Here is a 17483-nt window from a genome sequence, read left to right on the forward strand (position 1 = left end):
CTGCCAAGGGGCATACCCAGTATCCTCTTTCTGGTTGAATTTCACTGCATCTGGTACTTTCTCCACCGTTTTGGTCTATATGTTGTACCAGGTTCGCAACATGTCGTACCCGCTGCACGAGGCTTTCCGCCCTGCCGCCCGACGTCTTTCGAGCCTTTAGTCACTCTGCTTGTTGCACCTGACTTTTGTACCCTTAATTCCGCACCCTTAATTTTGCACCCTGAGTGCCAGCCCTCTTTCCTGCTTGCCGGAGACCCTGAATGAGCACTTCCACCAAGCCCATGGCGTCATCCACCGAGGTGCCGATGCAGGCGCCTTCTCGCGATATCTGGGATTCCAAGTATCGACTCAAGGACCGGCATGGGCAGCCCGTGGACAAGGACGTGGCCGCCACCTGGGATCGCGTGGCGCGGGCCCTGGCGGAGGTCGAGGGCAAGCAGGCCGCCGAGTGGCTGCCGAAGTTCCGTTGGGCGCTCGAGAACGGCGCCATTCCCGCCGGGCGAATCACTTCCAATGCCGGTGCCGAGGCCTACAAGCCGGCGGTGAGCCTGATCAACTGCACCGTTTCGCGCACCATCCGCGATTCCATGCACGACATCCTCGATTCGGTGGTGGATGCCGGCATGACCCTCAAGGCCGGCTGCGGGATCGGCTACGAGTTTTCGACCCTGCGCCACAAGGGGGCCTTCGTGTTCGGCGCCGGTGCCGGCACCAACGGCCCGCTGGCGTTCATGGATATCTACGACAAGATGTGCTTCACGGTGGCCTCGGCGGGCGGTCGGCGTGGTGCCCAGATGGGCACCTTCGATATCGGCCATCCCGACGTGCGCGACTTCATCGAGGCCAAGCGCGAGGCCGGCCGGCTACGCCAGTTCAACCTGTCGCTGCTGATCACCGACGAGTTCATGGAAGCGGTCAAGAACGACACCGACTGGCCGCTGGCCTTCCCGCTCCATGAGGGCGAGAAGGACGATGTCAGCGACGATGAACTGATCTACCGCGATTGGCCGGTGATCGAGGACGGCTATACCGTCGATGCCGAGGGCCGCGTGGCCTGCCGCGTCGTCGAGGTGATCCGTGCCCGCGAGCTGTGGGACACCATCATGGCGTCGACCTACGACTTCGCCGAACCGGGGTTCATTCTGATCGACCAGGTCAATCGCATGAACAACAACTGGTTCTGCGAGGAGATCCGCGCCACTAACCCGTGCGGCGAACAGCCCTTGCCCCCCGAGGGTGCGTGCCTGCTCGGTTCGGTGAACCTGACACGCTTCGTGATCGAGCCGTTCGGCAAGAAACCGCGCTTCGACTGGGAGCGCTACCGCGAGGTGGTGGCGATCTTCACACGGATGCTCGACAACGTGGTGGAGATCAGTGGCCTGCCGCTTTCCGGCCAGCGCCGCGAGATCGAGGCCAAGCGCCGTCATGGCATGGGCTTTTTGGGCCTTGGCTCGACCCTGACCATGCTCAAGATTCCCTACGGTTCGCCCGAGTCGCTGGAATTCACCGAGGAAGTCAGCCGCCATCTGGCCATCGAAGGCTGGAAGCAGGCCCTGGAACTGTCGCGGGAGAAGGGCATGGCGCCTGCGCTCGCCGAGGATTACGCGATCACCCCCAGGATGCTGCGTGAACGCCCGGAACTGGCCAAGGACGGTTACGAGGTGGGCGACAAGGTGCCGGGTCGCATCCTGCACGCCCGCTACAGCCGTTACATGCAGAAGGTCGCCGAGGTCGCTCCGGAGCTGGTGGCGAAGCTCGCCGAGCACGGCGCGCGCTTCACCCACCACAGCTCGATCGCGCCGACCGGCACCATCAGCCTGTCGCTTGGCAACAATGCCTCCAACGGTATCGAGCCGTCCTTCTCGCACCGCTACTTCCGCAACGTCATCCAGGCGGGCAAGAAGTCCAAGGAGCAGGTCGAGGTGGTGTCCTTCGAGCTTGCCGCCTATCGCCACTTCATCGCCAGTGACGCGGTGGAGAGCGACCTGCCCGAATACTTCATCACCGCCGACGCGGTGAGCCCCAAGCAGCACGTGGCGGTTCAGGCAGCGGCCCAGGTGTGGGTCGATTCGGCGATCTCCAAGACCGTCAACGTGCCCACCGATTTCCCCTTCGCGGCGTTCAAGGACCTGTACCTGGATGCCTACCAGAGCAAGCTCAAGGGCTGCACCACGTTCCGTTTCAACCCCGAGGCCTTCCAGGGCGTGCTGGTGCGCGAGGATGACCTGAAGAACACCACCTATGTCTTCGAGCTGGAGAATGGCGAGAGCGTCGAGCTCAAGGGTGACGAGAAGGTGGTCTACGATGGCGAGGAACACAACGCGGCGAACCTCTATGACGCGCTGAAGGAAGGCACCTATGGCAAGTGGTAAGCCGGCAATGGTGCGGTTGCCAGCAGCGAGGGGCGCCGGGGATGAGCCGCAGAGGAGGTCCTACGCCATGGATGGCGTCGGTAGCGTACAAGGATGTATTGATAGCGCCTCCTCGAAGGGTCATTCCCGGAAACGCTCCGAGCGTCGCCAGCAAACTGCCATTCAACCCCTTTCAGCAGGAGCCGCCTGATGGCCGTCGAAATCAACTCCAAGATCGTTTCCTACAGCGTCAAGAAGGCCGTGGAAGCGCCGCCGCTGCCTGATGAGAATCCGCTGACGGTGCGCATTCCCTCGCGCCCCGAGGGCACCCTGGAAGCCGTATCGGAGAAGATCTCCTACGTCGGCGCCGAGGGCCGCAAGAAGGTCTACCTGCTGGTGTCGTTCATGCCGGTGGAAGGCGTGTTGAACGGTAAGCGGGTGGTGATCGAGCGCCCGGTGGAGTTCTTCTTCCCCTCTGGGCAGCTCTCCAGCGAGCACCAGTGGATCACCGCCACCATGCGCAGCCTGTCACTGGCGGCGCGGGGTGGTTATGTCACCCAGGCGGTGGCCGACCTGCGCAAGGTGGCATGGGACAAGGGCCTGGTGCGCTGCGGCATGAACCGCTGGGGCAAGCCGATGTTCCACGACTCCGAAGTCGCGGCCATCGCCTGGTCGATCCAGCAGATTCTCTACCGCCGCGGTTTCCTGGACATTGATGGCAACCAGGTGCCGGTGGAAGAGCTGGTGACCCGCTACGCCAAGCGTCAGGCCAGCGGCCACCTGTGGGTGCCGCCAACCGACGAGGAAATCGCCCAGGCCGAGCAAAGGGCCGAGCGCAGCGCCCACGCCAAGGGCGAAGGCCCAGCCGTGGTCGGCACCTGCCCGGAGTGCAATGGCGAGCTGATCATGATGGATGGTTGCCCGACCTGCTACTCGGGGTGTGGCTGGTCCAAGTGTGGCTGAGCCTCGGGTCCCTCCACGTCATGCAATACCACCACGGGGCCCCAGGGGCCCCGTGCTGCGTTCAGGGTGATGCGAATGCTGGCGGGCTCATTGCAGCGACATGATCTCGCCGTGCAGCTGGGCCAGCCGGCCGAGCAGTTGATTGCGTGGCCCGCTCGGCACGCCCTGGTCGATCAGCGCCTGCTGCATGTGGGCAACCACGGCATTGAAGTGGGCATCGGTGAGGCCCATGTGCTGGTGGGCGCGGTCCATGGGCGGGCCTGTGTAGACGCAAGGCCCGTCACTGATCGCGCAGAGCTGTTCTTCCAGGGAGGCGACGAAGCGGTCGATGTTGCTGTTGGCGAAGAAGCCGACGATGTCGGGGTCATCGGCCAGGCGCAGGGTGAAGTCCTCGACGATGGCGGCCACGCCGGGCTCACCGCCGAGCTGCTGGTAGAGGGTGTCCTGGCGTTGCGCGCAGCCGCCGACCCACAGTGGCAGCATCACGATCAGCAACAGTGTGGTCAGGAACGGCAGTGTACTGGCGTGGCGAGAGGGCATGGGGGCTCCGGCATCAGAAGGCGACCTGCAGTGACAGATAACCGCCGCGCTGCGCCTCGAGGCCGGCGATGTCGCCGAGGTCGAGCCAGGCGCCGGTCAGCGACAGGTGCTTGTTGAAGAAGTAGGCGGTGTAGACATCGCGCCAGTGATCCTCGCGGGCGAAGCCAAGGTTGTCCGGCTTCTGGCGGAACTCCATGCCGACCACCCAGGAAGGGGTCAGGAACAGCCCCAGCGAGCCCTCCGCCACCACTGACCGGCCACGCTTCTCATCGCCACCGAAGCCAAGTAGCCCGCCCTGATTGGCGCGGGTCGAGCGCAGGGTCAGGTTGACCAGCAGGTTGCGGCCCGCCACGGCATCGAAGAACAGCTTGCTGCCGGCCAGGTAAAGGTCGTTGCCCTGGGTGTCGTGGGCGCCTACCGCGCGCGCCAGGCTCCCGTCAGCGAGGCGCTTGTGCTGCACCCCGGCACTCCAGATGCCCAGCGGGTGATAGAGCACGTCGCCGAACAAGCGTACCTTGAGGCCATGGATGTCCTGTTCGAGCTTGCCGCCCAGGGTGTCGAGCCCGAGGCGCTGGCGGGCGAACGACACCTCCACGCGATCCTGCCAGTTGGCGGCCACGCCACTCACGTCGAGCCGGAAGTCATCGAGCCGCGCCGCACCGCGGTTGGCGGTCACCGCCCATTCGCCTTCGCTTGCCGTGCCGGTCAGCACCGCCCATGGCGACAGGCCGCCCCCCGCCGCCCCCTCGATGGCGCTGACGCCACCGGTGGCCAGCAATCGGCTGCCGGCCATGGCCGCCGTCGGCAGGCCGAGGATCACCAGGCAGGCCAGGGCAAGCAGCGCCTGGCGGCGCATCGTCATGAAGCGTGGGGGCATCACGGGGCGTCTCCGGAGGTGATATGCGAGTGGGCTTGCGCCCAGAGGATCAGCTGGTCGGCGGGCAAGGGGCGCGAGAACAGGTAGCCCTGCAGGATGTCGCAACCCAGGCCCGCCAGCAGCGCACGGCTGGATTCGGTCTCGACGCCTTCGGCAACGACGGCAAGCCCGAGGTTGTGGCCAAGCTCGATGGTCGAGCGCACGATGATCTCGTCATCGGCGCTCTCGTCGAGCTTGAGGATGAAGGACTTGTCGATCTTGAGTTCCTGGACCGGCAGGCGCTTCAACTGAGCGAGCGACGAATAGCCGGTACCGAAATCGTCCACGGCGATCGACAGGCCGGCGCGTCTCAGGGTGGCGAGCTGGCGGCTGGCGTGGTCGGGGTCGTGCATGATGGCGCTTTCGGTGATTTCCAGGCGCAGCCTGTCCGGCGTCAGGCCATGGCTGGCCAGGCAGTCGTTGATGCGCTCGGGAAGCGTGTCGTCGTTGACATCACGCGCCGACAGATTCACCGCGGCACTGAGCCCGTGGCCCTCGATGTTCCAGCGCTGCAACTGGGCGCAGACGCTGTCGAGCATCCAGCCGGTCAGCCGCTGGATGTTGCCGGAGCGCTCGGCCAGTTCGATGAACTCGTCGGGCGGGATGAAGCCGAGCGTCGGGTGTTGCCAGCGCATCAGTGCCTCGACGCCGATCAAGCGGCCGGTGCGGGCGTCCAGCTGGGGCTGGTAGACCATCGACAGCTGTTGCTGGCGCGCGGCATCCTGCAGGTCGCGGACCAGGGTCAATTGGCGTAGATGACGCTCATCGAGCCCCTCCACGTAGCACTGGTAGCGCTGGCGCGCTTGTCTTGCCATGTCGAGGGCGATCTCCGAGCGGCGCAACAGCAAGGTGGCGTTATCGCCATGCTCGGGATGGCGCACTTCACCCATCGACAGGGTCGGGCGGATCGGTGAGCCGCGAAAGTCGATGGGCTCTGCCAGTTGCCGATGCAACGCCTCGACCCAGCCCGGTGTGGTGGCCGGTTGATCGAGCAGCAGCAGGAATTCATTGCCACTCAGACGGTAGGCCTCGTCGAGTGGCCAAGGCTGTGCGCGTAGCCGGCTGGCCAGGGTCTTGAGCACCTGGTCACCGATTTCGTAGCCGAAGGTATCGTTGATGGCGCGAAATCCGTTGATCGACAGCCGCAGCAGGGTGAACGGCTGCCCGCGGGCGATGGCCGAATCAATCTCCTGCTGCGCCGCGTGACGATTGGCCAGGTCGGTGAGCTGGTCATGCCGCGACTGGTACAGCAGGGTCCGCTCGCGCAGGTCGATATCCTGCTGCATGGTCATCAGCGTGTCGCCGAGCAGCCCGACCTCGCCACCATCGCTCACCGGGTTGCGCGCCATGTGCTCACCCTGGCCGATGCGTCTTGCCGCATCGGCCAGGGTGCCCAGCGGTCTTGCCATGCGCCGGGCGCTCCAGGCGGCCATCAACGCGGTGAGCAGCAGGGTGGCGACGAAGATGGCCAACAATTGCCAGCGCAGGTCGGCGTAGACCGCCAACAAGGCCTGGCGCGAGAGCTGGGCGACGAGGTAGGTACTGCCCTGCTCGCTGCGCTGGAGCAGGCTGGCGCGGGTCAGGTAGGTGGTGTCCGGATCGAAGCGGCTGGCCTCCAGGTAGCGACCCGCGGCGAGCTGGTCGGGAAGCGACATCAGCCGACCTCGCGCCTCGCGGGACATCGGCGAGGCGATATAGGGCGTATCCTGCGGGTCGCCCACCGTCAGCACACTGGTATCCAGGCCGGTCAGCGTGCCGATTTCGCTGGCCAGCGCATCGTCGAGCAGAAACCCCATGCCTACCCAGCCGATCAGGCCCGGTGCGTGTACCGGCAGCAGCACCACCTGGTAGGGCTCACCACCCTCGATCACCACCTGCACGCTTTCGCCGTTGTCCATGGCTTCTCGCCACAACGCCGGATACGGGGTCTGGGCGTCGGGTGCATGGTGGCTGCTGGCGAGCAGTTGGCCATCCGGGGTGGTGAGCAGCACCATGTCGGCCCCGGCACGATCACCGTGGTTGGCAAGCACGCTCTCGATGGTCGAGGTGTCCTGGGTGGCCACGGCGCTCTTGAAGCCGAAGTCGGCGGCCAGAATCGCCACGTTGTTGCGCAGCCGGGCACCCCGCTCGGCGAGCAGCTGCTGCATGACATCCAGCCCCACGCCGAGATCGCGGCCACCCTTTTCCAGCACATCGCGTTCCAGAGTCCGCAGGGTGGCGGCGGCGGTAACCAGCTGGGCGAGGATCACCACCGCCAGCATCACCACCAGCAGGCGGCGACGAAACGACATTCACGACTCCTGTTGTTCAAGGGCCTGGCGAAAGCGTTGCTGCAGACGGGAAGGCTCTGGTGTAGGCGGTGGGCTGGCCTGAAGTTCAAGCATCACCTCGCGGGATTCGCCTGGGGCGATCTCGCCTTCCCACCACTGCTGATGAGTGTCCTCCAGGCGCGGGTGCCAGACCCTCATGCGATGGGTACCGGTGGGCAGCTCATCGAAACGTGCCGTGCCGTCGCTTCCGGTCAGGACCATGTTCGCCGCGTCGCTGACGATGATAAACGCGCGCATGTGATCGTGGATGTTGCAGCCCAGCACCACCACTCCGGGCCGGTCGAAGGTAATCGGCGGCGGCGTTTCCTGCAGGTAAAGCTCGAGTTCGAAGACCTTGGCAGGCGAAAACGAGAAGACGTGATGGCGAGTGGTGTCGCGATTGGGGAAGCTGACCTGGCTGCCGGTGGGTATCAGCGTGACATGGGGCGTGAAGGTGGCCTCGCGCTGGATGACCTGGTTCGCATCGTTGGCCGGTGGCATGTCGCCATGGAAAATCTCGACCACGGCATTCTCGAGCGGTTGGCCGGTCGCGGCATCACTGATGGCAAGGCGAGCGGCGAGGGTCGGGCAGGCGAATCCGAGGGTGACTGTCAGCAGGATCATATGATGATAGCCATGTTTGATCGTCAACATCGAGATGTCCCCATTGCCCCGCGTTTCAACGCCCAGGTTTCATTTTTTTACCCGGATGGTGATCCTAGCACGGCACAGCGTTGACATGGCGCCGGTGTGAAAGTCGAAACAGCGATGAAGCATTCCACGCGGAAGCGCTGGCGTTCTCGGCTACGGTATGGGAGAAACATCACAGGGCTATATGCCCATCGAACGCTTGTATGAAGCACAAAGAACAATCGAGGGAACCCACATGTTCAAGAAGACAGTGATCGCTTCCGCCGTGATGATGGCCATGCTGGCGACGTCCGCCCACGCCGAGACCCTGCGCTGGACGCGCTCCGCCGATGGCTTGACCCTGGACCCGCACTCCCAGAACGAAGGGCCGACCCACGCCCTCAACCACCAGATCTTCGATACCCTGGTCTACCAGGACATGGACGTGGAGTACCAGCCAGGGCTTGCCACCGAGTGGTACGTCCACGAGGACGACCCCAAGGTCTGGGTGTTCAAGATCCGCGAGGGCGTGACCTTCCACGAGGGCCAGGCGCTGACCGCCGATGACGTGGTCTTCTCGCTCAACCGTGCCCGCCACGAACACGCCGACATGCGCGGCCTGCTGACCTCCATCGCCGAGGTGCGGGCCGAGGATGACTTCACCGTTCATGTCGAGACCCACGAACCCAATCCGCTGCTGCCCAACAACCTCACCAACCTGTTCATCATGAGCCGCGCGTGGGCCGAGGAGCACGACGTCGAGGAGCCGCAGAACTTCGCCGCCGGCGAGGAGACCCATGCGGTGCGCAACGCCAACGGCACAGGGCCCTTCCGCGTGGTCAGCCGCGAGCCCGACGTGCGCACGGTGCTCGAGCGTAACGACGACTACTGGGGCATCGATCACTACCCCATGGAAATTTCCGAGCTGATCTATACGCCCATCGAGTCGGCGGCCACCCGCGTGGCGGCGCTGCTCTCCGGCGAGGTCGACCTGCTCCAGGAGACTCCAGTGCAGGACATCGAGCGCCTGGCCAATGCCGAAGGCCTGCGTAACGAGCAGGGCGCCGAGAACCGCACCATCTTCCTCGGCATGGACGTGGGTTCCGCCGAACTGCGCAGCGCCGATACCGACGACAACCCGTTTGCCGACCGCCGAGTGCGCGAGGCCATCGACCTGGCCGTCGACCAGACCACCATCCAGCGCGCGGTGATGCGTGGAAATTCCGAGCCGGCCGGGGTGATCGCGCCGCCGTTCGTCAATGGCTACTCCGAGGAGCTGGACGAGGTAGTGCCGGCGGATCTCGAGCGTGCCAATGAACTGATGGCCGATGCCGGCTATGGCGATGGCTTCCGCGTCACCCTCAACTGCCCCAACGACCGCTACGTCAACGACGAGCAGATCTGCCAGGCGGTAGTCAGCATGCTGGCGCGCATCGGCATCACCGTGGACCTGGTGGCGCAGACCCGCTCGGTGCATTTCGCCGAGCTGGCCCGCGAGGAGTACGACTTCTACATGCTCGGCTGGGGCGTGCCGACAATGGATTCCGAGTACATCTTCAACTACCTCTACCACACCAAGGATGAGGATCGCGGTAGCTGGAACTTCACCGGCTACAGTGACGAGCGAGTCGACGAGCTGACCGTGGACATGGCCAGCGAAACCGACACCGAGTCACGCAATGCGATGATCGCGGAAGCCTGGGAGATCGTGGCCGACGAGATCCTCTACATCCCGATCCACCACCAGATGCTCACCTGGTCGATGCGCGACGATATCGACTTCAAGGTACAGAGCGAGAATACCCCGCACTTCAAGTATCTTCGCTTCAAGGACTGATCGTCTGCCATGAACTTGCCCCCCGCACGCCACAAGCGTGCGGGGGGCTCAACGCGATGGTAATCCCATGCTCGCATTTCTGATTCAGCGCGTGCTGCAGGCCATCTTCGTGATGTTTGTGGTCGCGCTCATCGCCTTTTCGCTTTTCCATTATGTCGGTGACCCGGTGCTCAACATGCTGGGCCAGGAGGCCACCGAAGCCGACCGTGACATGCTGCGCAGCCAACTGGGCCTCGACCAGCCGGTGGTGGTGCAGTTCTGGCAATTCATCGTCAATGCCGCGCAGTTCGAGTTCGGTATTTCCTACCGTTCGGCACGCTCGGTGTCCGAGCTGATCCTCGAGCGCCTGCCGGCGACCCTGGAACTGGCCACCATTTCGGCGATCTTCGCCGTGGTCATGGGCATCGTGCTGGGTATCTACACGGCCATCCAGCGCGGTAACTGGCTGTCGAAGTTCATCATGACCGCCTCGCTGATCGGGGTCTCGCTGCCGACCTTTCTTATCGGCATCCTGCTGATCTACCTGTTCGCCGTGGAGCTTGGCTGGTTGCCGGCCTTCGGGCGTGGCGAGGTGGTCGACCTGGGCTGGTGGAACACCGGGCTTCTGACGGGAAGCGGGCTGCGCTCGCTGATCCTGCCGGCGATCACCCTGGGGCTCTTCCAGTTGACACTGATCATGCGCCTGGTTCGTGCCGAGATGCTCGAGGTGCTGCGCGCCGACTACATCAAGTTCGCCCGCGCCCGCGGGCTCTCGCGGCGCGTGGTCAACCTGCGCCATGCGCTGAAGAACACGCTGATCCCGGTGATCACCATCATCGGCCTGCAACTGGGGACCATCATCGCCTTCGCCATCATCACCGAGACGGTATTCCAGTGGCCGGGGGTGGGGGCGCTGTTCATCACCGCGGTGCGCTTCGTCGATATTCCGGTGATGGCGGCCTACTTGATGATGATTGCGCTGGTGTTCGTGATCATCAATCTGATCGTCGACCTGCTCTATTACGCAGTCGACCCGCGCCTGCGCGTACAGGGAGGTGCCAAATGAGCCAGCATGCCGAACGCGGTGACGTGGTGGTGCCGGCCCGGCCCGGCAGGCTGCGCACCTTCCTCGACAGCGACATCGTCTACTCCTGGAAGCAACAACCGGTGGTGATCGTCGCCACCCTGGTAACCCTGGTCATGTTCGCCGGGGCACTGTTCGCGCCATGGATCACGCCACAGAACCCCTTCGACCCGCGCCAGATCGATCTGATCGACGCCTTCACCCCGCCGCTGACCACCTCGGACTTCACCGGCACGTTCTACCTGCTGGGCAGCGACAGCCAGGGGCGCGACGTCTTCTCGGCGATTCTCTATGGCTCGCGCATCTCGCTTCTGGTGGGCTTCGCCGCGGTGCTGTTCGCGCTGGTGCTGGGCACGCTGCTGGGCCTTTCGGCGGGCTTTCGCGGTGGCTGGCGGGATGCCCTGATCATGCGGGTCGCCGATGTGCAGTTGACCTTCCCGTCGATTCTCATGGCGCTTTTGATCTTCGGCGTGATTCGCGGCTTCCTGCCGCGCTCGATGCACGCCGAGGTGGCGATCATCGTGCTGATCGTGGCCATCGGGCTCTCCGACTGGGTGCAATATGCCCGCGCGGTTCGCGGTGCCACCATGGTCGAAAAGAGCAAGGAGTACGTGCAGGCAGCTCGGGTAATCGGTTTGCCCGACCGCAAGATACTCGTACAGCACATTCTGCCCAATGTGATGCGCCCGGTACTGGTGATCGGCACCATTGGCCTTGCCCTTGCGATCATCGCCGAGGCCACGCTGTCATTCCTGGGGGTCGGCATGCCGGCCACTCAGCCGAGCCTGGGCACCCTGATTCGCGTTGGCCAGGACTACATGTTCTCGGGCGAATGGTGGATCCTGCTGTTCCCCGGGGTGGCGCTGTTGATGCTGGCGCTCTCCGTCAATCTGCTGGGAGACTGGTTGCGTGATGTCCTCAACCCCAAACTCCGCTAGTTCTCAGGCCGAGCGCGTGCCAGCCGGGGACGAGCCGGTGCTCAGCGTGCGCCACCTGCGCGTGGAATTTCCGACGCGCCATGCCACGCTGGTGGCGCTGGATGACATCTCCTTCGATATCGCCCCGGGCGAAGTGCTCGGGGTGGTGGGGGAATCCGGTGCCGGCAAATCGATGACCGGCAATGCGGTGATTCAACTGCTCGAGCCCCCGGGCCATATCGCCGGCGGTGAGGTACGGCTCTCCGGGCGGCGCATCGACGACCTCGCCGAGGATGACTTCGTGCCGCTGCGTGGCCGGCACATCGGGATGATCTTCCAGGACCCGCTGACCAGCCTCAATCCGCTGTTCTCGATCGGCGACCAACTGATCGAGACCATTCGCGCCCATCTGCCCATGAACGACAGCCAGGCCCGTGAGCGTGCGCTGGAGTTACTTCGTGAGGTGGGCATTCCGGCTCCGGAAACCCGGCTTGCGGCCTACCCGCACCAGTTCTCCGGGGGCATGCGCCAGCGGGTGGTGATCGCCCTTGCATTGGCTGCTGAACCCGAGCTGATCATCGCCGACGAGCCGACCACGGCGCTGGATGTCTCGGTGCAGGCGCAGATATTGGCGCTGCTCAAGCGGCTGTGCGCCGAACGCGGTGCGGCGGTGATGCTGGTGACCCACGACATGGGGGTGATCGCCGAAACCGCTGACCGGGTGGCGGTGATGTATGCCGGTCGGCTGATCGAGATCGGCCCGGTCGGTGAGGTGATTCGCCACCCCAGGCACCCGTATACCGAGGGGTTGATGGCATCGATTCCAGGGATCACCAAGCGCCTCGAGCGGCTCTACCAGATCGAGGGCGCCATGCCCCGGCTGGCGGCGATTCCTGCTGGCTGCGCCTTCAACCCGCGTTGCCCCCATGCCAAGGCGCGCTGTCGCAGCGAGCGACCGGAATTGATGGCGGCGGGACAAAGCCTCGCTGCCTGCTGGCTGCACGATCCGGTCGACCCGCTGCCGCGTGAACCGGTCGGCCAAGGCACAGACGACGCCACCCAGGAGGCTCGATGAGCGAGGCAATCACAACGCCCGAACGCCCCGCGGCGGGTGAACACGATGTGCTGCTCGAGGTGCGCGACCTGGCGCGCCATTTCGATGTCTCCAAACCCTGGCTCAACCGGGTGCTGGAGCGCAGCGAAAGGCTCACCCTGCGTGCTGTGGACGGTGTCGGCTTCACCATCCGGCGTGGCGAGACGGTGGCGCTGGTGGGGGAGTCCGGTTGCGGAAAGTCCACGGTAGCGCGGTTGATCGTCGGCCTGTATGGGCTGACCCGCGGGCAGTTGATCTTCGATGGCGAGGACATCAGCGACCTGGCGAGCCGCAGCGGGGTGCAGGCCGCCGCAGTGCGCAAGCGCTTCCAGATGATCTTCCAGGACCCCTACGCCAGCCTCAACCCGTTGTGGCGGGTGGGCACCATCATTGGCGAGCCGCTACGGGTGTTCCGTGCCGAATTGAGCGCCACCGAACGACATCAACGGGTTGGCGAACTGCTCGAGCAGGTGGGCATGTCGGCGGCCGATGCCAATCGCTATCCCCACGAGTTCTCGGGTGGCCAGCGCCAGCGCATCTCGATCGCCAGGGCGCTGGCCAACGAGCCGGAGTTCATGGTCTGCGACGAACCCACGTCGGCGCTGGATGTCTCGGTTCAGGCACAGATTCTCAACCTGATGCGCGACCTGCAGAAGCAGTATGGCCTGACCTACCTGTTCATCAGCCACGACATGGCGGTGGTCAAGCACATGGCCGACCGAATCGCGGTGATGTACCTGGGACGAATCGCCGAGATCGCACCCTCCGATGCGCTGTTCGCCAACCCCCACCATCCCTATTCGCGAATGCTGCTGGCGGCGGTGCCGTCACTCGAGGGCGTGGGTCGCGAGCGGACGATGATCGAGGGCGAAGTGCCCAATCCCGTGCACCCTCCCTCCGGCTGCGCCTTCCACCCGCGCTGCCCGCATGCCGATGCGCGCTGCTCGCGGGAAGTGCCGGTGCTGATCGCACGCAGCGATGGCAGCGAGGTGGCGTGCCACGCGGTCGAGGAGGGGCGGATTGAGTAAGGCGGATCGAATGAGGCGGATCGAGTGAGTGACCGGCGGTGATCCAGGAGGCCCTGTCGTGGCTGTCGCCGCTTGCCGGCGGCGTCAATGGCTTGCTGGTGGCGCTTTCGGCGCTCACCTCGGGACTCTCGGCGGCGGTTGGCATCGGTGGCGGGTCGCTGCTGATCATGGTGATGGCCCAGGTGATGCCAGCCACTGCGCTGATACCCGTGCATGGCATGGTGCAGCTGGGCTCCAATGGCGGGCGGGCCATGATGACCTGGCGGCATATCGATGTCCGCCTGTTGCTGGCATTCCTGCCGGGCGTCGTGCTCGGCGCGCTGGCGGCGGCCTGGTTGCTGGTGCGCCTGCCGCCCGGTGTGCTGGAGCTGTGCATCGCGTCCTTCGTGCTGTTCTCGTGCTGGGGCCCGGGCTGGCCCCGCGGATGGCTGGGACGCGGCGGCACCCTGCTGGCCGGCGCGTTGACCACCCTGCTCTCAAGCCTGGTAGGCGCGACCGGGCCGCTGGTGGCGGCGGTGATCAAGCAGCACTTCAGCGAGCGCCTGCCCCGGGTGGCGACATTCGCCGCCTGCATGACGGCCCAGCATCTTACCAAGGCTTTCGTATTCGGTGTCGCTGGTTTCGTGTTCCGCGAGTGGCTGGGGTTGATGCTGGCCATGGTGGTAGCCGGGATCCTGGGGACCTGGCTGGGCCTGCGGTTGCTTCGACGGCTTTCCGATACGCACTTCGATGCGCTGTTCAAGTGGGTACTGACCCTGTTGGCGCTACGCCTGGCCTGGCTGGGAGTGGCGCGACTTACTGCTGGCTGAAATCGCCTGTATCGACTTATGCTGATGATGCGGTAGATCATTCATAAAAGTTTACATGTCGAAAGGGGGTCGCCATGCCGTCGTTGAGGGGACGCGTCGCTCGGCGGTTGTTCAGCATCCGCGTGCTGACCTCCCTGGTAATCGTCAGCATGATGCTGGTGATTGCGGCGGTGCTGATGTGGCATGGCGCGCGTAGCGCTGATCGCGTGCTGGTCAAGACCATGGAAGACAGCGTTCAGCAACTGGCCATTACCGCGGAAGAACGGACTCGACGCCTGGTGGAGCCAGGGCAAGGGCTGTTGCGGCTACTGGCTTTCGATCCCCTGGTGCAGGCCCAAACCCTACCCGAACGACTCGAGCGCCTGCCGGCGCTGGCGGAAGCCTTGCAAGTGCATGATGTCGCCAGTGCCATCTACATCGGTTACGACAACGGCGACTTCCTGCTACTGCGACCATGGCGTCCCGCAGCGCTGCCCTTGCCGGTTGCCGAATTCAGCGACGTCGAGGAGGGCGCCTGGTTGGTGCAGAGCGTCACCCAGGGCGCCCAAGGGACGCTTGGGGAATGGCGATTGTTGGATACCGACATGCGGCAGGTGGCTTCCACTGACCTCGATGATTACCGCTTCGATCCCCGTGAGCGCCCCTGGTACCACCAGGCATTGACCGACGAGACGCGGCTGACACGTCCCTATGTCTTCTTCACTACCCGCGAAGTCGGGGTGACCCTGTCGCGGCGTGCCAGTGCGGGTGGCGCGGTGGTAGGCATGGATGCCACAGTGACCGATCTCGGTGAGGAAATGGCCTCACTGAAGCTGACGCCGGGCACCCAACTGGCCATCGCCTCTGAGTCCGGTGAGGTGCTGGCGTACCCTGACCTGGACCGCCTGCTGGTCGGTGGCATCGATGCGTTGCGCCTGGCGACGCTCGAGGAACTCAGCGTGCCAGCGCTGGCAAGCCTGACGGTGGAGCATGCCGAGGGCCGCGTGCATGAAATCCAGGCCGATGGTGAAGCATGGTTCGCCATGCGCCTGACGTTCCAGGCCATGGGCGACCAGCTCGCCTGGCTGCTGGTGGCGATCCCCGCCGATGAGGTGCTTGCCGATTCGCGCACCTTGCTGGGGCGCCAGGCGCTGATCGCCGGAGGCATGGTGGTGCTGTTGCTGCCGGTCGGGCTGTGGCTGGGTCGCCGGATTGGTCGCCCGCTGCATGAACTCGGCGTCCAGGTGAGGGCGCTTGGGAGCTTCGATTTCGCCGCCTGCCGAGGGGTGGAATCGCGTATCGTCGAAGTGCGCCAGCTCAGTGGGGCATTGACCAGCATGATGAGCGGGCTCGCTGACTTCCGTGACATGATGCGCACGCTGAGTTCGGAACCCGAACTCGAGGTGATGCTCGAGCGAGTGCTGGTCGACCTGACCCGCGTCACCAACAGTGACCATGGCGCGATCTATCTGGTCGATGAACCGCAACCGAACCTGTTGCGCCGGGTAGCCCTCACCGGTGAACCCGAGGAAGGCGAGCCACTTCCCGAGACCTATCTTCTGCAGGCATCGGAAGAGACGGGCGACCTCGATCGACTCCAGCAGGCACTGCAGGCGCAGAATCGCCTGGCGTTTCCGCTGCGTGACCGCGATGGCCATCGGATGGGCATGCTGGTGCTGACGCTGCAAAACGCCCGCCTCGGAAGCGATGTCAGCCACTGGACACGTTTCGTCAAGGAGATTTCCGGTGCTGCGGCGGTGGCCATCGAGATGCGTCGCCTGCTGGAAGCGGAGCAACGCTTGCTCGACGCGCTGGTGAAGATGATGGCCCGCGCCATCGATATCAAGTCGCCGCATACCGGAGCCCACTGCTCAAGGGTTCCGGTGCTGGCTGAGATGCTGCTCGACCGAGTGGCACAGGCCCGTGAAGGTCCCTTTGCCGACATCACTCCCTCGCCGCAAGACCGCTATTCCTTTCATCTCGCCGCCTGGTTGCACGACTGCGGAAAATTGACCACCCCGGATGCGGTGATGGAGAAAGGGACCAGGCTCGAAACGCGCTACGATCGCATTCATGAAATTCGCACCCGCTTCGAAGTGCTGTGGCGAGATGCCGAGATCGACTACTGGCGGGCACTGGCCAAGGGGGATGACGATGACCGGTTGCGTGATGTGTTGAATGCCCGTCACTCCGAGCTCCAGGCGGCCTTCACAGAGGTTGCGAACGCCAATCTGGGCAGCGTGGTAATGGACGAGGCGAGTGCTGCTCGACTGGAGGAGATTGCCGAGTGGCGTTGGTGGCGCCACTTCGACGACCGGCTGGGGGTGTCCGGCGAGGAAGCCGAGCGCATGGCGCGGGAACCGCGGCGAGCGCTCCCAGCGGAGGAGTCGCTGCTGGCCGATCGCCCACGCGATCTCATCGAATGGCCGCCAGGCCGGCGCCCGGCGGTGCAGGCCGATGATGTCGGCAATCGTTGGCATTTCGACATGCCGCGTCCCGCCCATGCCGGACACCAGGGCGAGCTCTACAACCTGCTCGTCAAGCGTGGCACGCTCAATGACATCGAGCGTTTCCGGATTCAGGAGCACATCGTGCAGACCATCATCATGCTCGAGTCGCTGCCCTGGCCCGCACAGCTCAGACGTGTGCCGGTCATTGCCGGCAGTCACCATGAGCGCATGGATGGCGAGGGTTACCCAAGGCGCCTGCGTCTTGAAGCGGCGAGCGTCGAGGAGCGAGTCCTTGCGGTAGCGGATGTGTTCGAGGCGCTGACAGCCGCCGACAGGCCTTACAAAGCGGGACTTTCGCTCTCCACGTCATTGCAAATTCTTGCCGAGATGGTGCGCGACGGTCACCTCGATGGCGAGCTTTTCGCGCTGATGCTCGACTCGGGGCTATGGCGTGACTATGCCAGGCAATACATGTCCGCCGCCCAGGTAGACTCGGTGGATATTGATGCGCTGTATCGGCTGGCGGGCCTGCGTGAATAAGGAAAAGCGTTATAGGCCTGTACAGGGTGATTATGCCGTTCATAATGCAGGGACGCAG

The 17483-nt window shown here is 64.5% G+C and carries 13 protein-coding genes; 9 read left to right on the top strand and 4 right to left on the bottom strand.

Translation table 11 applies throughout. The features are described from left to right. The first annotated feature begins 260 nt into the window (after positions 1 to 260). Together C6V82_RS09375 and C6V82_RS09380 are read left to right on the top strand one after the other, a co-directional pair. On the top strand, positions 261 to 2372 hold the full coding sequence (locus tag C6V82_RS09375; RefSeq protein ID WP_102587694.1) for an adenosylcobalamin-dependent ribonucleoside-diphosphate reductase: 2112 nt from the start codon (positions 261 to 263) through the stop codon (positions 2370 to 2372). Positions 2373 to 2561: 189 nt separating this feature from the next. Next, a complete protein-coding gene (locus C6V82_RS09380) occupies positions 2562 to 3314 on the top strand; it encodes a ribonucleoside-diphosphate reductase (protein WP_102587695.1) in 753 nt (250 codons plus the stop codon). Between the two features lie 87 nt (positions 3315 to 3401). Here the strand turns inward: C6V82_RS09380 and C6V82_RS09385 are convergent, their stop codons facing one another. From C6V82_RS09385 to C6V82_RS09400, 4 genes are read right to left on the bottom strand one after another with little or no spacing between them, the layout of a single operon-like run. Then, complete coding sequence (locus C6V82_RS09385) at positions 3402 to 3854, bottom strand: group I truncated hemoglobin (protein ID WP_102587696.1); 453 nt, start codon at positions 3852 to 3854, stop codon at positions 3402 to 3404. 13 nt (positions 3855 to 3867) lie between these two features. Then, complete coding sequence (locus tag C6V82_RS09390) at positions 3868 to 4731, bottom strand: DUF3034 family protein (protein WP_229843159.1); 864 nt, start codon at positions 4729 to 4731, stop codon at positions 3868 to 3870. Next, positions 4731 to 7061, bottom strand: a complete 2331-nt coding sequence (locus tag C6V82_RS09395; protein ID WP_102587697.1) for a putative bifunctional diguanylate cyclase/phosphodiesterase — start codon at positions 7059 to 7061, stop codon at positions 4731 to 4733. The genes C6V82_RS09390 and C6V82_RS09395 overlap by 1 nt, the downstream gene beginning before the upstream one ends. Next, a complete protein-coding gene (locus tag C6V82_RS09400) occupies positions 7062 to 7733 on the bottom strand; it encodes a methylamine utilization protein (RefSeq protein WP_102587698.1) in 672 nt (223 codons plus the stop codon). A 232-nt stretch (positions 7734 to 7965) separates the two neighbouring features. Here C6V82_RS09400 and C6V82_RS09405 point away from each other — a divergent pair, with 232 nt between their 5' ends. The 7 genes from C6V82_RS09405 (at position 7966) to C6V82_RS09435 (ending at position 17425) form a co-directional block, all read left to right on the top strand. Next, on the top strand, positions 7966 to 9546 hold the full coding sequence (locus C6V82_RS09405) for an ABC transporter substrate-binding protein (RefSeq protein ID WP_102587699.1): 1581 nt from the start codon (positions 7966 to 7968) through the stop codon (positions 9544 to 9546). Positions 9547 to 9613: 67 nt separating this feature from the next. Further along, positions 9614 to 10591 carry an ABC transporter permease gene (locus tag C6V82_RS09410; protein ID WP_102587700.1) on the top strand — a complete coding sequence of 326 codons (978 nt, stop codon included), beginning with the start codon at positions 9614 to 9616 and terminating at the stop codon, positions 10589 to 10591. After that, entirely contained in the window at positions 10588 to 11547 is a 960-nt protein-coding gene (locus tag C6V82_RS09415) for an ABC transporter permease (RefSeq protein ID WP_102587701.1), read from the top strand. The genes C6V82_RS09410 and C6V82_RS09415 overlap by 4 nt, the downstream gene beginning before the upstream one ends. Continuing rightward, entirely contained in the window at positions 11522 to 12601 is a 1080-nt protein-coding gene (locus tag C6V82_RS09420; RefSeq protein WP_102587702.1) for an ABC transporter ATP-binding protein, read from the top strand. Before C6V82_RS09415 ends, C6V82_RS09420 begins: the two co-directional genes overlap by 26 nt. Continuing rightward, positions 12598 to 13647 carry an ABC transporter ATP-binding protein gene (locus C6V82_RS09425; RefSeq protein WP_102587703.1) on the top strand — a complete coding sequence of 350 codons (1050 nt, stop codon included), beginning with the start codon at positions 12598 to 12600 and terminating at the stop codon, positions 13645 to 13647. Before C6V82_RS09420 ends, C6V82_RS09425 begins: the two co-directional genes overlap by 4 nt. 38 nt (positions 13648 to 13685) lie before the next feature. Continuing rightward, complete coding sequence (locus C6V82_RS09430; protein WP_102587704.1) at positions 13686 to 14456, top strand: TSUP family transporter; 771 nt, start codon at positions 13686 to 13688, stop codon at positions 14454 to 14456. Between the two features lie 74 nt (positions 14457 to 14530). Continuing rightward, positions 14531 to 17425, top strand: coding sequence for an HD domain-containing phosphohydrolase (locus C6V82_RS09435; RefSeq protein ID WP_102587705.1), 2895 nt, complete (start codon positions 14531 to 14533; stop codon positions 17423 to 17425). The last annotated feature ends 58 nt before the right edge of the window (positions 17426 to 17483 follow it).

It is taken from the genome of Halomonas urumqiensis (genome assembly GCF_003028575.1).
Classification (GTDB): Bacteria; Pseudomonadota; Gammaproteobacteria; order Pseudomonadales; family Halomonadaceae; genus Halomonas; species Halomonas urumqiensis.